The sequence below is a fragment of the Salinigranum sp. genome (assembly GCF_041641895.1).
GTDB lineage: Archaea > Halobacteriota > Halobacteria > Halobacteriales > Haloferacaceae > Salinigranum.
Genome location: NZ_JBEPXO010000086.1, coordinates 1 through 15,142, shown reverse-complemented (window position 1 = coordinate 15,142; position 15,142 = coordinate 1). Strand labels below are relative to the sequence as shown.

The following is a 15,142-nucleotide window of genomic DNA, read 5'->3' as shown; positions in this document are numbered from 1 at the left end:
GGTTCGGGAGCGGACGCTACACTGACCGGTTCCGGCGGACCCGCCCGTCCGTCTCCCGCCGTCCACCGCCCGGCCTCGGATGGCAAAGTTTCAAACCTGGCCTCCCGTCTAGCCGGTATGAAACTCGTCGCGTTCGACTTCGACGGGACGCTCTCGGACTCGGAGATGACGGTCCTCCTCGGTCGGCGAGAAGGGGTCGCGGACGAGATGGCCGCCATCACCGAGCGGGCGATGAACGACGAAATCTCCTACGCGGAGAGCCTCCGCGAACGGGCGGCGCTCCTTGAGGGCCTCGAGGAGGAACTCGCCGAAGAGGCGTACGGCGAGGTGTCGCTGCGTCCCGGTGCTGCCGACGTCGTCCGCCGCCTCGACGACTACGGCCACCACGTCGCCATCCTCACCGGGGGGTTCGAGCGCGGCGTCGAACGCGCCCTCGAGTCGGCGGGCGTCGCCGACGCCGTCGACACCGTCGTCTCGAACCGACTCCCCATCCGGGGTGGACGACTCACCGGCGGCGTCGAGGGGTCGCTCGTCGAGGGGACGAAGGACGAGGCGCTGGAGACCCTCGCGGCTGACCTCGACGTCCCGATGGGACAGACCGTCGCCGTCGGCGACGGCGCGAACGACCTGCCGATGCTCGAAGTCGCCGGCCTCGCCGTCGGCTTCCTCCCGAAGCCGGCCGTGCGACCGCACTGTGACGTGGTCGTCGAGACGATGGCCGAACTCGCCACGGTGTTCGAAGAGCGCGGCGTCCTCCGGGCCGACGAAGCGTAGGCCGACGACGGTCGGTCCGGGTCGTCGGGTGGCCCCGCCCGCGCCCGCGCTCGAGTCGACGACGCCCGTCGTGCCGCCGTCTCTCGCCCTGCGCTTTCCCGCCGAACCGACCGACGACGTACCAGAACTGTCCCGGTTACGTACCAGACGCCCGACACGTGTCGGTGCGTCGATGAGAAGAGTATTACTCCTGAGAAGGGCGGCCGCACAGTTATATATCGAATCTGATGTATGGCGGAACGGATTCACATGCTCTCTGTACTCGGCGCGCTGGACCCGGACGAACTGGTCCTGATCGTGATCGCCGTTCTCGGACTGCTCCCCGTCCTGAACGCCTCCCGGTCGAAACTGCTGCTGACCGCGTACCTGCTGTTGTGTGTCGCCATCGTCGCCACCAACCTCGAGTCGCTCCTGCTTCCGGACCTCCTGAACGGCGTCGAGCACGTCGTCGGCCTCCTCGGGTCGGGACTGGCGTTCCTCGCCGTCGGGTACGCGAAGCGACGCGCCCTGGCCGCCGACGGGGACGACGACGCGGACGGCGGGGCCGCAGTCGACTTCGACGGTGCCGCGGGGCGCCTGCGGACGCTCGCGGGAGGGAAGTAGATGAACGCCGTCGCGTTCGTCGACCTCCTCGCGGTTCTCGCGTACGTCGGCGCCATCGTCCTGGGGTTCCGCAACTACCGCGACACCGACACCGAGTCGGGGTTCTGGGCGAACTTCACGTTCGTCGCCCTGCTCGGTTCCCTCTGGGTCGGGGTGGTCTTCGTCGAGCAGATGGGCGTCGGGGGGGAAGTCCTCGACAGCGCGAGCGTGGCGCTGCTTACCGCGACCGTCGCCGTCTTCGCAATCGGCGTCAGCGGGACGAGCGCCGTCGTCGAGGACATGAAAGAAGCGCGGGCCGACGTCGAGAGCGCCCGCCGCGACGCAGAGGAGTCACGCCGCGAGGCGGTCGAACTGTCCCGCTCGCTCGAAGCGACCGCGAGCGAGTTCGGCGAGCAGATGGACCGTGCCGCACGGGGCGACCTGACGGTCCGACTGTCGGCGGACGGAGCGAGCGACGCGATGGACACCGTCGCCGACTCGTTCAACCAGATGATAACGGACCTCGAACGCACCCTCGTCCGCGTCCAGTCGTTCGGGACGGACGTCTCCGCCTCGACGCAGGAGATCAACGCGAGCGTCTCGGAGGTGAGCGACGCCTCCGAACAGGTCAGCACCGCCATGACGGACGTCGCGGGGGACGCCGAACGCCAGCACGACCGTCTCGGGGAGGCGACCGACGAGATGAGCACCCTCTCGGCGACCATCGAGGAGATCGCCTCCACCGCGACCGAGGTGGCGACGACGTCGAGCGAGGCGGCCGACCGGGGGAGAGAGGTGCGCGACTCCGCCCGGACCACCCGCGACGAGATGGTCGAGATTCGGACGCAGACCGACGCCACCGTCGAGGAGGTCGAGGCGCTCAACGGCGAGATACGAGAGATCGGCGAAATCGTCACCCTCATCACCGAAATCGCCGAGCGGACGAACCTCCTCGCGCTCAACGCCTCCATCGAGGCCGCCGGTGCCGGCGAGGCCGGGAAGGGGTTCGCCGTCGTCGCCGACGAAATCAAGACGCTCGCCGGGGAGGCCAGCGAGGCGACGGCGCGCATCGAGACGCTCATCGACGACATCCAGGCGTCGGCCGACGACACCGTGGACGACATGCACGCGGTCGGCACCCGCGTCTCCACCGGAACCGAAACCGTCGAGGAGGCGCTGACCGCGCTCGACGACATCGTCGAGAGTATCGAGGACACGAACCGCGGCATCCAGGAGATCGACCGCGCGACCACCGAACAGGCCCAATCGACCGAGGGCGTCCTGGCACTGGTCGACGAGGCGTCGTCGCTGAGCGACAACACCACCGACGAGGTGGCGAGCGTCTCGGCGGCCGCCGAGGAGCAGACGGCCTCGCTCGCCGAGGTGTCGACCAGCGTCGACGACCTCTCGCGGGTCGCCGACGACCTCGCGGGACTCCTCGACGAGTTCCGGGTCGACGTCGACGCCGACGCGTCGACCCACGCAGGCGTCGCCGGGTCGACGCCCGTGAGCGACGGTTCCGCTCCCGTCAGCGCCGACGGCGGCGTGGACCGGCCTTCGCCCGGCGACACTCACACCCGTCGCTGAGCACTCCGCTCTCTGCTCCGCGTCCTCCTCTCGGTTCTCCGTCCGTGCTTCCCGTCCCGTCCGGACGGCGACCGTTCACCGCCCGCGCCCCGGTAGTCCCGGCGTCCCCTCTGCGATCCACACCACGACGGCGACGGCCAGGAGGAGTAGCTGTCCGACCGGTTCGGACTGGACCACGTCGACGAGGCCACCCGCGCCCGCGTGAGAAGTGTCGACTTCGGACGCCAGTCGGTCGGCGTGTCCCCCCGGCGTCCCCACCCCGCCGTCGTCGGGACTCGGGAGGTAGGGCCACAGGAGGAACGACAGCCTGCCGGGGTCGAGTGTGACGATGCCGTGCCAGGCGTCGGTGAGCGTGTGCGTCAGGGCACCGAGCGCGAACGCGGTGCCCGTGCGGGTGCGCGTCCGCCGTCGAGCGACGACCACGACGACCAGACAGAGGGGGACGAGCACGAGCAGCGAGTGCGCCAGCGACCGGCCGTACGGGAGGAAGCCGACCCACGCCAGCGGCTTGTCGACGACGTCGGGGAACTGCGTTCCGACGACGAGCGCGAGGAGGGCCGCACGCTCTCGACGCCCCCGGAAGAGCCTGACGGCGACGGTGTACGAGAGATACCCGACCGCCAGATGTCCCCACGGCCACATGACCGGGTGGTACCTGTGATACCTGATAGCCCTGACGGTGTCGCTCCCCTCGAACCTCATATGTCCGTGTCAAGGCTCAATAACGGAAGTCGCATACACAGAGTGAGGCATCACGACGCCCCCCCTCCCCATCACATTCGGGCCACGTGGTACCTCGGAGGCACCCCCTCCTGTCGTGACACGTGTCGTCACCGCGACGACAGTCACGTCGTCGGACGGCCGACGACACGTCGATTCTCTCTGCACCGCCAGACGTCCGTCCGGACGACCTACCGGTTCAGCGTGTGGATGGCCTGTCCCAGCGCGTTCTCGCAGGCCTCCATCGTCGCCTCCGCGAGCGTCGGGTGGGTGTGGACCGTCGCGGCCACGTCCTCGAGCGTGGCACCCATCTCGACGGCCAGCGCGAGTTCGGCGACGAGTTCGGACGCCTCGGGGCCGACGATCTGTCCACCGAGGACGAACCCCGTCTCCTCGTCGGCGACGACGCGGACGAACCCCGTCGCGTGGCCCGTCGTCAGTGCACGCCCCGAGGCGTTGAACGGCATCTGGCCGACGACGGGCGTGAACCCGGCCGCTTCGGCCTCGGTCTCGGTCATCCCGACGGTCCCGATTTCGGGGTCGGTGAACACCACGGCGGGGACCGCCTGGTAGTCGAGGGCGGCGGGTTCGCCGGCCACCACTTCGGCGGCGACGATACCCTCCTTCGATCCGACGTGTGCCAGCATCGGTTCGCCGGCGACGTCGCCGACGGCGAATATCGAGTCGACGTTCGTCCGGCACTGGTCGTCGGTCGGGATGAACCCCTTCTCGTCCGTCTCCACCCCCGCGGCGTCGAGGTCGAGCGTGTCCGAGACGGGCGCGCGCCCGACGGCGACGAGTACCTTGTCGGTGTCGTACTCGCTCCGGTCGCCGTCTTCCGTCTCGGTGGCGACGACGATGCCGCCGTCGTTGCCGTCGCGCCACTCGGCGGCCCCCTCGCCGAAGTGGAAGTCGACGCCCAGTTCCTCGGCGCGCTTCCTGACGACGCGCGCGACGTCCGCCTCGTACCCCGGGAGGGCGTCGTCGAGCATCTCGACCACCGTCACGTCGGTGCCGAGTTTCGCGAACACCGTCGACAGTTCCATCCCGATGTAGCCCGCCCCGACCACGACGAGTCGGTCCGGGACCGAGTCGAGCGCGAGGGCGTCCCGGGAGGAGAGCACCGGGTCGTCCGCGTACGAGAAGTTCGGAATCTCGACCGGCCGCGACCCGGTGGCGACGATGCAGTGCTCGAACTCGATGCTCTCGGAGCCCTGGCCCTCGCCGCCGTGGGCCACCCGAACGCGGTTCGTCCCGTCGAACCGGGCGGTCCCCTCCACGAGGTTGACGCCGTTGGCCTTGCAGAGTTTCTCGACGCCCCCGGTCAACTGGTCGACGACGCCGTCCTTCCAGTCGCGCATCCCCGCCATGTCGACGACGGGGTCCGCGTGGACGCCCATCTCCTCGGCGTGGCCCGCCCGGTGGGCGAGGTCAGTCGCCGTGATGTACGCCTTCGAGGGGATACAGCCGTGGTTGAGGCAGGTCCCCCCGTAGGCGTCGCGCTCGACGAGCGTCGTGTCGATGCCCTTCTGTGCCGCACGGATAGCGGCGACGTATCCACCCGGCCCGGCACCGATGACGAGCAGTTCGGTCCCTGTCGAGATGTCTCCAACGACCATACCTCGCTCTCTGCCCCCGGCGAGTTAAAATGACGCCACGCGGTAGGACGCGCACCCCTGGGCTGTCGTGGCTGTCGTGGGCGAGTCGTCGTGGTGCCAGACTGTCCCGTCTCGATGTCCGGGGATGGGTTCGCGGCCGGGACTGGCGAGTCTGACAGGAGCGCTGCGCGACACACGGACGCGGTGAACCGCCGCCTCTCCCCTCCCCAGCCGGTGGCTCGCGCAGACAGCGCGAGCCGACCCTCGCGCGTCCGCTCGCTCCCGCTAGTCGCTCGCTCTCACGCGCCGACCGCAAGCAGGCAGTGGCGCGTGCTGGCGAGACTTCATGTCGCGCCGGCACCGCGCGAGGGACGAGCGAGGAACGAACGTAGTGAGGAACCGAGCGAATCAGCTGGGGAGGACGTGGCCTCACCGCGCCCGTGTACCGCGCAGTCGCCGTGCTGTCGGCGCTATTCGTGACGGAAGTGCAACGAGAAAGCCCCGCTGCCGAGGCGGAACTCGCACTCCCGAAACTCAGTCCACGACCCGGACGACCCGTTCCTCGTGCACAGGGAGGAGCGGCAGGTCGGGGAACGACACCTCGACGCGGAAGGTGAGTTCGTCGTCCGTCGCGCCGAACACCCCGACCGGTACGCGCGTCGAATCCGAGAGGTACGTCGTCTTCGCCGTCATCTCCACGCCGTTGACGGTCACGCGGACGCCGGTGCGGGCGCTCCCGCCGGTGTTCGCCACCTCGACCTGTTTCACCGTGTTCGTCCCCCGCTCTATCGTCTCGGGGAACGCCCCCCAGTCGACGTCGATGGCCGGGAGCGACCGCGCGGACTCGACGACGCGCTCGGCGACGCCCTCCGAGAGGTCCGCGCGGGTCAACTCGGTCGCGCCGGCCGCGACGAGGTCCGCCGGGGTCCGGAGGCCGGCGGAGGCGAGGCGGCTGGCCCGTCGCGACCCGACGCCGTCGACCGCAGTGAGACCGACGGCGTCCCGGGAGACGCCGTGGTCGACGCGCGCTTCGATGCGCCGGGCGAGGTTGGCCGCACGCGGGCCCGCGAACGAGTCGAGGAACTCCCGGAGCGCCGCCAGCAGTCGGAGCGCGTTCTGGCGGATGACCCAGGCGTCGCTCCGCAGGTCGGCGGGCGTCGACCCCGCCATCGACGCCCGGCAGATGGCGAGCACCTTGCGGTTGCCGCCCTCGAGCTCCGAGTCGAACCCGGTGAGCACCGAGTTCACGGCGTCCGTCTCGGCGGCGCGGCAGGAGACCGAGTCGAACTCCGACGCGCCGGCGACGCAGTCCAGCACGGCGTCCGCGTCGATGTACTCCCGACGAGAGAGGTCGTGGAAGCGCTCGGCGGTGTCGAGGTCGAGGTAGTACTTCGAGGCGAGTCGCCCCAGCGCGGTGGGGTCGACCCGCAACTCGCTCATCTCGACGAAGCCGCGCGAGACGAGCGACTCGAGCGTCTCTCTCACTCGTCCGCGGAGACCGTCGAAGCCGTACTCGGCGGGGCGGGACTGCGCGCGGACGTAGTAGAACGTCGTCTCGAGCCACGAGAGGACGTCGTCGAGGTCGTCGATGGTCCCCATGGCGATTTCGGCGTTGAGGTGCGAGTCCAGTTTCTCGGCGAGGTGCGACTCGATGTCCTTCCCCTCGCGGATGAGTCGCCGGTAGCGGTCGGCGTCCGAGTGGTCGCAGACGACCCAGCCGTAGCCGACGTCGTCGTAGCCGGGTCGGCCCGCGCGGCCGAGCATCTGCATCACGTCCAGCGGCGAGATGTCGACGTCGCCCTCCAGCGGGTCGTGGTACTTGGTGTCGCGGATGACGACACAGCGGGCGGGGAGGTTCACGCCCCACGCGAGCGTCGACGTCGAGAACAGGAGCTGGACCTTGCCCTCGCGGAACCACTGTTCGACCCTGTCGCGGTCCTCCTTCCCGAGGCCGGCGTGGTGGAAGCCGACGCCGTCGACCACCGACTGCCGCAGCGAGTCGTTCGTCAACTCCTTGGCCTCGTTGTGGAAGTCGTAGTCGCCGCGCGCCCCCATCGGGACGTCGCGCTCGGCGAACTCGTCGCGGGCCTTCGCGGCCGCCTGGACGGTGTCCTGCCGCGAGGAGACGAAGACGAGCGCCTGCCCAGCGTCGCGGATGTGCGGTTCGGCGAGGTCGAACGCCCGGTACAACCGACGGTACTTGTCGGCGAAGCTGTTCTCGCCGTGGCTGTACGTCTTCACGCCCGCGTGGAGTTTCACGGGGCGGTAGTCGTCGCCGAACTCGAACGTCGTCTCCGGCACCGCGTCGAGCCACTCGGCGACGTCGCCGACGTTCCGCATCGTGGCCGACAGCGCCACGACTCGCGGGTCACAGAGCCGCCGGAGCCGCGACACCGTCACCTCGAGGACGCCGCCCCGCGAGTCGGAGTCGAGGAGGTGTACCTCGTCGATGACGACACAGCTGACGTCCGTGACGAACTGGTATCGCGGCGACTCGTGTTTCCTGGTGGCAGAGTCGGCCTTCTCGGGCGTCATCACCAGGATGTCAGCCCGTTCCGCCCGCCGGGGGTTGAGGTCGCGCTCACCCGTCACCACGTAGACGGAGTAGCCGAGGTCCTCGAACCGCTCCCACTCGGCCTCCTTCTCGTTCGTCAGCGCGCGCAGCGGGGCGACGAAGAGTGCGGTGCCGCCCTCCTGCAGCGTCTTGCAGATGGCCAGTTCGGCGAGTGCCGTCTTCCCGGAGGCCGTCGGCGCGGCGGCGACGACGTTCTCGTCGCGTTCCAGGATGGCCGGCAGCGCCTCGCGCTGCATCCGGTTGAACTCCTCGAAGCCGAAGGCGTCGGCGAATTCGGGCAGGGCCTCTGCGACCTTCACTCCGCCGTGCCTCCCGGTTCCCAGTTCCCGAAGCCAGTCATGGTCAGACGGGGGTGCTCCCCCGACCAAAAACTTCCGGTGACCGGGGGTCGAGACGGGGAGTGACGGACGGTTCTCGCCGGATGGTATTGGGGGAACTATACAATAGCACTCGGGGGAAACAGGCCGGTGAAGTCTCATGAACAAGAACGTCGGAGGAATCGACCGAACTGCTCGACTCGTCGTCGGACCGCTCTTGCTCCTCGCCGGCATCGCCGCCTTCGTCGGGGCGCTCCCGCTGGGAACGGTCGGCGGGGTCGTCGCGCTCGTCGTCGGGGCGGTGCTGACCGTGACCGGTGCGGTCCAGCGGTGTCCGCTGCACACTCTCCTCGGCATCGACACCTGTCCCGTCGACGTCCGGTGAGGGGCGGTCGGTGTGGTTCCTCCCGGTCACGGCTCTGGCGACGGCACGACCCGTGGACGTAGACACGGACACGGACACGACCAGCGGACACGGAGGTGGGGGTGTGATCGCGGTGGCGATGGACGAGTAACGTCCGCACGTTTTTCACCACGCCCCTCTACCTACGTGGTATGAGCGGGAGTCGTCGGTCGAACCACCGCCGGAAGCCCGACTGGCTGAAGATGCGGCCGCCGTCGGGCCAGCGGTTCACCGAGATAAAACGAGAGCTCCGCGACCGGAACCTCCACACGGTCTGTGAGGAGGCGAACTGTCCGAACCTCGGCGAGTGCTGGTCCGGTCGCGACGGCCCCGGCACGGCGACGTTCATGCTGATGGGCGACCGCTGCTCGCGCGGGTGCAACTTCTGCGACGTCCAGACGGGGGGGATGGAGGCGCTCGACCCAGACGAACCCGACAACGTCGCCGAGGCCGTCGCGGAAATCGGCCTCGACTACGTCGTCCTCACCTCCGTGGACAGAGACGACCTCCCGGACCAGGGGGCGGGCCACTTCGCCGAGACCATCCGCGCGATAAAGGAGCGTGACCCCTCTATCCTCGTCGAGGTGCTCATCCCCGACTTCCAGGGCGACCCCGAGTTGGTGCGGGAGATAATCGACGCCCGGCCGGACGTCGTCGCGCACAACATCGAGACCGTCGAACGACTCCAGTGGCCGGTCCGTGACCGCCGCGCCGGCTACGAGCAGTCGCTCTCCGTCCTGGAACAGGTCCAGCGGGAGTCGGACATCTACACCAAGACGTCCATCATGCTCGGCCTGGGCGAGTACGCCCACGAGGTGTACCAGACGCTCTCGGACCTGCGGGAGGCCGACGTCGACATCGTCACCCTCGGGCAGTACCTCCAGCCCTCGCGGTCACACCTCGACGTGTACGACTACGTCCACCCCGACGCGTTCGAGACGTGGCGACGCGTGGCGGAGGAGGAACTGGGCTTCCTCTACTGCGCGTCGGGCCCGATGGTCCGGTCGTCGTACAAGGCGGGCGAACTGTTCGTCGACGCGCTCGTCCGCGAGGGTCGCTCGGTCGAGGAGGCGCGGCGGACCGCGCACGCCGCCGACTGACTCCGAGCGGCTGAAACGGCCGAAACCGGGGCCGAGCGGCGCCACACCAGACGTACACGATTTTTTCTACGAAAACACTATACGGCAGGGGGGTGACCCATCTCGCATGCACTGGAGGATCCGACCGTGAGCGTGCTACAGCGCGACCCGCGGGATCGAGTCCAGGTCCTCGACGAGGACGGCAGCGTCGTCGGCGAGGTGCCCGACGTCGACGACGAGACACTGCTGTCTATCTACCGGGAGATGAAACTCGCCCGGCACTTCGACACCCGGGCGGTGAGCCTCCAGCGACAGGGGCGGATGGGGACCTACCCGCCCCTCTCGGGGCAGGAGGGTGCCCAGGTGGCCAGCGCCCACGCACTCGACGAGGAGGACTGGCTCTTCCCCTCCTACCGGGAGCACGGTGCGCTCCACGTCCGCGGCTTCCCGCTCGACCGCATCCTCCTCTACTGGATGGGAACCGAACGGGGCAACGAGGCACCGCCGGACGTCAAGACGTTCCCCGCCGCGGTACCCATCGCGACGCAGACCCTCCACGCGGTCGGTGCGGCCTGGGCTTCGAAGTTGAAAGGAAACGACGAGGCGTTCATCGTCTACTTCGGCGACGGCGGGACGAGCGAGGGTGACACCCACGAGGCGATGAACTTCGCCGGCGTGTTCGACACGCCCACGGTGTTCTTCTGTAACAACAACCAGTGGGCCATCTCCGTCCCCCGGGAACGACAGACGAAGGCCGAGACCCTCGCACAGAAGGCCGACGCGTACGGCTTTCAGGGCGTCCAGGTCGACGGGATGGACCCGCTCGCCGTGTATCAGGTGACGCGCGCCGCTGTCCAGAAGGCGAAGGCCGACGACCCCGGCGAGTTGCGACCGACGCTCGTCGAGGCGGTCCAGTACCGCTTCGGCGCGCACACGACGGCGGACGACCCGACCGTCTACCGCGACAGCGACGAGGTCGAGCAGTGGAAACGGAAGGACCCCATCCCGCGACTGGAGACGTTCCTCCGCGACACCGGCCGGTTGGACGACGAGCAGGTCGACGAGGTCGAAACTGAGGTCCAGGAACTGGTCGCCGACGCCATCGAGACGGCGGAGTCGACGCCGCGGCCCGACCCGGAGGAGATGTTCGACCACGTCTTCGCCGAGCAGACGCCGGACCTCGAGGCGCAGTACGAGTCGTTCGCCGCCCTCCGCGAGGAGTTCGGCGACGATGCGTTCCTCAACGAGTGATACAATGAGTACCCAGCAGACACAGAACCTCACCCTGGTCCAGGCAGTACGGGACGGTCTCCACACCGAGATGCAGCGAGACGAGGACGTCATCGTCCTCGGGGAGGACGTCGGGAAGAACGGCGGCGTCTTCCGCGCCACGGAGGGTCTCCACGACGAGTTCGGCGACGAACGCGTCATCGACACGCCACTGGCGGAGTCGGGCATCGTCGGCACGGCCGTCGGGATGGCCGCCTACGGTCTCAAGCCCGTCCCCGAGATACAGTTCTCGGGCTTCATGTACCCCGCGTTCGACCAGATCGTCTCGCACGCCGCCCGCCTCCGGACCCGGTCACGCGGCCGGTACACCTGCCCGATGGTCATCCGTGCGCCCTACGGCGGTGGCATCCGCGCGCCCGAACACCACTCCGAGTCGAAGGAGGCGTTCTACGCGCACGAGGCCGGCCTGAAGGTCGTCATCCCCTCGACGCCGTACGACACGAAGGGACTGCTCATCTCCGCCATCCGCGACCCCGACCCCGTCGTCTTCCTCGAACCGAAACTCATCTACCGCGCCTTCCGGGGCGACGTCCCCGAGGGCGAGTACACCGTGCCCATCGGGGAGGCAGAGGTCCGCAGAGCGGGGGCGGACGTCTCGGTGTTCGTCTACGGCGCGATGACGCCCCGCACGCTCGAGGCGGCGGAGAATCTCGCCGAGGAGGGCATCGACTGCGAAGTCGTCGACCTCCGGACGGTCTCGCCGCTCGACCGCGACGCCATCGTCGAGTCGTTCAAGAAGACCGGCCGGGCCTGCGTGGTCCACGAGGCCCCGCGCTCGGGTGGCATGGCCGGTGAGATAACGGCCACCATCCAGGAGCGGGCGCTCTACCACCAGAAGGCGCCGGTCGTCCGGGTGACCGGCTACGACGTCCCCTACCCGCTGTACGCGCTGGAGGACTACTACCTGCCGTCGGTGGCCCGAATCGAGGACGGCATCCGGGAGGCGGCCGAGTTCCAATGATCGAGGAGTTCAAACTGCCCGACGTCGGCGAGGGCGTCGCGGAGGGCGAACTGGTCGAGTGGCACGTCGAACCCGGCGACACCGTGACCGAGGACCAGGTCGTCGCCGAGGTGGAGACGGACAAGGCGCTCGTCGAGGTGCCGTCGCCGTACAACGGGACGGTGAAGGAGCTGCTCGCCGAAGAGGGCGAAATCGTCCCGGTCGGCGACGTCATCATCACGTTCGAGGTCCCCGACGCCGACGACGGCGAGGCGGACGAGCAGGACGCCACGGGAGTCGAGGCCGACGAGGAAGCGACGGAGGCCCAGGCCGACGACACGGCACCGGAGACCAGCCCTGACGAGGACGCGGACCACACGCCGGACGCACGGGTGTTCGCCCCGCCGAGCGTCCGCCGTCTCGCGCGGGAACTCGGCGTTGTTCTCGCGGACGTGGACGGCAGCGGCCCCGGCGGACGCATCACCGAGGGTGACGTCAGAGCGGCGGCCGACACCTCTGCGGCCGAGGCGACGGACGCGGGCGACGCGAGCGCGGCCGACGAGCGGTCGGGGCCCGCGTCCGCTTCGTTCAGTGGTCGCTCGGCGACGTCGCGCGGTGACGCCGGTGACGGACAGACAGCAGCGGCGGGCGAGGCGGCGCCGGCGGGGAGGTCGAAGACGCTCGCCGCGCCGGCGACCCGGCAACTCGCCAAGGAGGAGGGCGTCGACATCGACGACGTGCCGACGGACGAGACGCGGGAGGGCGAGGCGTTCGTCACGCCCGACCACGTCAACGCCTACGCCGAGGCGCAGCGAGCGGCGCAGGAGGCAGACGCGGCCGCAGTGTCGGAGGCGGGTGAGGCGGCGGCCGAACCGGAGGCGGCCGACTCCGGTCCCGACACCACGACTGCGACCCCGACGAGCGAACCGGCCGGGACGGAGGGGGTCGCGGCGTCGACGGCGAGCGGCGCGGACGAGCGTGTGCCCTACCGGGGCGTCAGGCAGGCCATCGGCGAGCAGATGCAGCGCTCGAAGTACACGGCGCCACACGTCTCACACCACGACACGGCAGTCGTGGACGACCTGGTCGCGCTTCGCGCGGAGTTGAAGCCCCACGCGGAGGAACGGGGCGTGTCGCTCACCTACATGCCGTTCGTGATGGCGGCGGTGGTGAAGGCGCTGAAGGAGTTCCCGCAGTTGAACGCGATGCTCGACGAGGAGGCGGAGGAAATCGTCTACCGGAAGGAGTACCACCTCGGCGTCGCCGTCGCGACCGAGGCGGGTCTGATGGTCCCGGTGGTTCGCGACGTCGACCGGAAGGGTGCCGTCGACCTCGCCTCGGAACTCGGTGGACTGGTCGAGCGGGCGCGGGAACGGAAGATATCCCGCGAGGAGATGCAGGGCAGCACGTTCACGCTCACCAACTTCGGAGCCATCGGCGGCGAGTACGCCACGCCCATCATCAACTACCCGGAGGTCGCCATCCTCGGCCTCGGGGCCATCGAACAGCGCCCCGTGGTCGAAGACGGCGAGGTGGTCGCGCGGCACACCCTGCCGCTCTCGCTCTCGATCGACCATCGGGTCGTCGACGGTGCCGACGCTGGGCAGTTCACCAACCGCGTCATCGAGTTGCTGGAGAACCCCCGGCTGCTGCTGCTGTGAGCGCCTGAGCCGCCCCACGGGCGTCTCTTCGACGCGTTCTCGTTCTCACAGACACTCACAGACAGCCGAGTCGCGCCAGTGCCGCGCGCAGTTCTCCGGGCCCCTCGACGACTTCGTCGGCCGCCGAGAGGTCCACGTCCCGGTTCTCGGACGTCCGGTAGCCGATGCAGTGCGTCCCGGCGCGAGAGGCGGCGAGCACTCCGTTGTACGAGTCCTCGACGACGACGCAGTCCTCGGGGGCCAGACCGAGTTCTCGTGCGGCGTGTTCGTAGATGTGTGGTTCGGGCTTGCCCGGTTCGTCGATGTCGTCGGCGCTCAACACCAGGTCGAGTGGGTCGAGGTCGAACCGGTCGCGGACGACGCCGATCCACGACTGCGGCGCGGACGAGACGATGGCGACGCTCACGTTCGCGCGGAGGTCGGCGAAGAGGTCCTCCGCACCGTTCATCAGTTCGACCTCGTGGTAGACGACCTCCATCGCGTGCTCGTCGTAGCGAGCGACGAACTCCTCTTTGGAGACGGTCGTGCCGTACTCCTCCGTGAGGTAGTCGTGTATCTCGCGGTAGTTTCGACCCGTGACCTCGTCGCGGTCGGGCGTTCCCTCGGTCGCCTCGGCGAACACCCACTCGTCCTCGAAGGCGTGCCAGAAGCGCTCGGAGTCGACCAGTACCCCGTCCATGTCGAAGAGTACAGCGTCCACACCGTCCGTCGAACGTCCCCGGTCAAAGGTCTGCTGACCCGCCGGCTGGTTCGTCTCTTCCAGACGTTCACACGCCACTGATTCTCACGCTCTACTGAATAAATTGCACATACACCGAGACTGATTTAAAGTGGCAGGCGTGTGAATGTCGTACGACTGACCACAGGCGTCCGCGACGCCTCGAACGGTCTCCCCGAACCATGAACCGTCACGTCCTCGCAACCCTCGGCCTCATCGTCGCTCTCCTGCTCGCATCAGCCGCGCCTGCCGTCTCCGGCACGGCCGCGGCAGCGAGCGACGCCCCGACAGACTCGGCTCAGATAGACGCCTCGGACACGCTCGAACAGCAGACGACGGAGACGGAAGAGGAAGAGGAAGAGGAGGAGATCGAAGAGGAAGAAGAGACGGAAGAGGAGGAGACGGAAGAGGAAGAAGAGACGGAAGAGGAGGAGACGGAAGAGGAAGAAGAGACGGAAGAGGAAGAAGAGACGACGGAGACGGAGGAGACTGACACGCTGGTGTCCACCGAGACCGAAACCGCGACGCCAGTGCCGACGGAGACGGACACGCCAGAACCCACCGAAACCGCGACGCCGGAGCCGACAGAGACGGACACGCCGGAACCCACCGAAACCGCGACGCCGGAGCCGACGGAGACGGACACGCCAGAACCCACCGAAACCGCGACGCCGGAGCCGACGGAGACGCCCGAACCGACGGAGACGGACACGCCGGAGCCGACGGAGACGGACACGCCAGAGCCGACGGAGACGCCCGAACCGACGGAGACGGACACGCCGGAGCCGACGGAGACGGACACGCCAGAGCCGACGGAGACGCCCGAACCGACGGAGACGGACACGCAGGAGCCGACGGAGACGGACACGCCAGAGCCGACGGAGACGGATACGCCGGA

General features: G+C 68.9%; 13 protein-coding genes. 9 read left to right on the top strand and 4 right to left on the bottom strand.

Features of this window, described 5'->3' with window-relative positions; all coding sequences use genetic code 11:
• The first annotated feature begins 117 nt into the window (after positions 1-117).
• The 3 genes from serB to ACESK5_RS15915 all read left to right on the top strand — a co-directional run bounded on the left by serB (position 118) and on the right by ACESK5_RS15915 (position 2,943).
• Positions 118-774: a phosphoserine phosphatase SerB gene (gene serB, locus ACESK5_RS15925; protein ID WP_372912565.1), complete on the top strand. Its 657-nt coding sequence runs from the start codon at positions 118-120 to the stop codon at positions 772-774.
• A gap of 249 nt (positions 775-1,023) precedes the next feature.
• On the top strand, positions 1,024-1,377 hold the full coding sequence (locus tag ACESK5_RS15920; protein ID WP_372912564.1) for a hypothetical protein: 354 nt from the start codon (positions 1,024-1,026) through the stop codon (positions 1,375-1,377).
• A complete protein-coding gene (locus ACESK5_RS15915) occupies positions 1,378-2,943 on the top strand; it encodes a methyl-accepting chemotaxis protein (RefSeq protein WP_372912563.1) in 1,566 nt (521 codons plus the stop codon).
• Positions 2,944-3,018: 75 nt separating this feature from the next.
• Here the strand turns inward: ACESK5_RS15915 and ACESK5_RS15910 are convergent, their stop codons facing one another.
• From ACESK5_RS15910 to ACESK5_RS15900, 3 genes are all read right to left on the bottom strand, one after another.
• The gene (locus ACESK5_RS15910; protein WP_372912562.1) at positions 3,019-3,645 is read right to left on the bottom strand and encodes a metal-dependent hydrolase; all 627 of its coding nucleotides are present in this window, start codon (positions 3,643-3,645) and stop codon (positions 3,019-3,021) included.
• 209 nt (positions 3,646-3,854) lie between these two features.
• Complete coding sequence (gene lpdA / locus ACESK5_RS15905) at positions 3,855-5,282, bottom strand: dihydrolipoyl dehydrogenase (protein WP_372912561.1); 1,428 nt, start codon at positions 5,280-5,282, stop codon at positions 3,855-3,857.
• Positions 5,283-5,795: 513 nt separating this feature from the next.
• Positions 5,796-8,135 (bottom strand): DEAD/DEAH box helicase, encoded by a 2,340-nt coding sequence (locus tag ACESK5_RS15900; RefSeq protein WP_372912560.1) that lies wholly within the window; start codon positions 8,133-8,135, stop codon positions 5,796-5,798.
• Between the two features lie 178 nt (positions 8,136-8,313).
• Between ACESK5_RS15900 and ACESK5_RS15895 the strand changes: the two genes are divergently transcribed.
• The 5 genes from ACESK5_RS15895 to ACESK5_RS15875 all read left to right on the top strand — a co-directional run bounded on the left by ACESK5_RS15895 (position 8,314) and on the right by ACESK5_RS15875 (position 13,526).
• Positions 8,314-8,538: a DUF2892 domain-containing protein gene (locus ACESK5_RS15895; RefSeq protein WP_372912559.1), complete on the top strand. Its 225-nt coding sequence runs from the start codon at positions 8,314-8,316 to the stop codon at positions 8,536-8,538.
• Positions 8,539-8,708: 170 nt separating this feature from the next.
• On the top strand, positions 8,709-9,656 hold the full coding sequence (gene lipA, locus ACESK5_RS15890) for a lipoyl synthase (RefSeq protein ID WP_372912558.1): 948 nt from the start codon (positions 8,709-8,711) through the stop codon (positions 9,654-9,656).
• A gap of 126 nt (positions 9,657-9,782) precedes the next feature.
• A complete protein-coding gene (gene pdhA / locus ACESK5_RS15885; protein WP_372912557.1) occupies positions 9,783-10,886 on the top strand; it encodes a pyruvate dehydrogenase (acetyl-transferring) E1 component subunit alpha in 1,104 nt (367 codons plus the stop codon).
• Positions 10,887-10,890: 4 nt separating this feature from the next.
• On the top strand, positions 10,891-11,886 hold the full coding sequence (locus tag ACESK5_RS15880) for an alpha-ketoacid dehydrogenase subunit beta (protein ID WP_372912556.1): 996 nt from the start codon (positions 10,891-10,893) through the stop codon (positions 11,884-11,886).
• The gene (locus tag ACESK5_RS15875; protein WP_372912555.1) at positions 11,883-13,526 is read left to right on the top strand and encodes a dihydrolipoamide acetyltransferase family protein; all 1,644 of its coding nucleotides are present in this window, start codon (positions 11,883-11,885) and stop codon (positions 13,524-13,526) included. Before ACESK5_RS15880 ends, ACESK5_RS15875 begins: the two co-directional genes overlap by 4 nt.
• A gap of 55 nt (positions 13,527-13,581) precedes the next feature.
• Here the strand turns inward: ACESK5_RS15875 and ACESK5_RS15870 are convergent, their stop codons facing one another.
• Positions 13,582-14,226, bottom strand: coding sequence for an HAD family hydrolase (locus ACESK5_RS15870; RefSeq protein ID WP_372912554.1), 645 nt, complete (start codon positions 14,224-14,226; stop codon positions 13,582-13,584).
• Positions 14,227-14,426: 200 nt separating this feature from the next.
• On the opposite strand from ACESK5_RS15870, the gene ACESK5_RS15865 reads away from it, so the two are divergent.
• The coding region (locus ACESK5_RS15865) for a hypothetical protein (protein ID WP_372912553.1) at positions 14,427-15,142 on the top strand (716 nt) is incomplete at its 3' end.

Bases quoted from the DNA above. Each gene is read 5' to 3' on its own strand.
- ACESK5_RS15880 (WP_372912556.1), top strand. From the start codon at position 10,891: ATGAGTACCCAGCAGACACAGAACCTCACCCTGGTCCAGGCAGTACGG.
- ACESK5_RS15920 (WP_372912564.1), top strand. From the start codon at position 1,024: ATGCTCTCTGTACTCGGCGCGCTGGACCCGGACGAACTGGTCCTGATC.
- ACESK5_RS15915 (WP_372912563.1), top strand. From the start codon at position 1,378: ATGAACGCCGTCGCGTTCGTCGACCTCCTCGCGGTTCTCGCGTACGTC.
- lipA (WP_372912558.1), top strand. From the start codon at position 8,709: ATGAGCGGGAGTCGTCGGTCGAACCACCGCCGGAAGCCCGACTGGCTG.
- ACESK5_RS15875 (WP_372912555.1), top strand. From the start codon at position 11,883: ATGATCGAGGAGTTCAAACTGCCCGACGTCGGCGAGGGCGTCGCGGAG.
- ACESK5_RS15895 (WP_372912559.1), top strand. From the start codon at position 8,314: ATGAACAAGAACGTCGGAGGAATCGACCGAACTGCTCGACTCGTCGTC.
- serB (WP_372912565.1), top strand. From the start codon at position 118: ATGAAACTCGTCGCGTTCGACTTCGACGGGACGCTCTCGGACTCGGAG.
- ACESK5_RS15910 (WP_372912562.1), bottom strand. From the start codon at position 3,645: ATGAGGTTCGAGGGGAGCGACACCGTCAGGGCTATCAGGTATCACAGG.
- lpdA (WP_372912561.1), bottom strand. From the start codon at position 5,282: ATGGTCGTTGGAGACATCTCGACAGGGACCGAACTGCTCGTCATCGGT.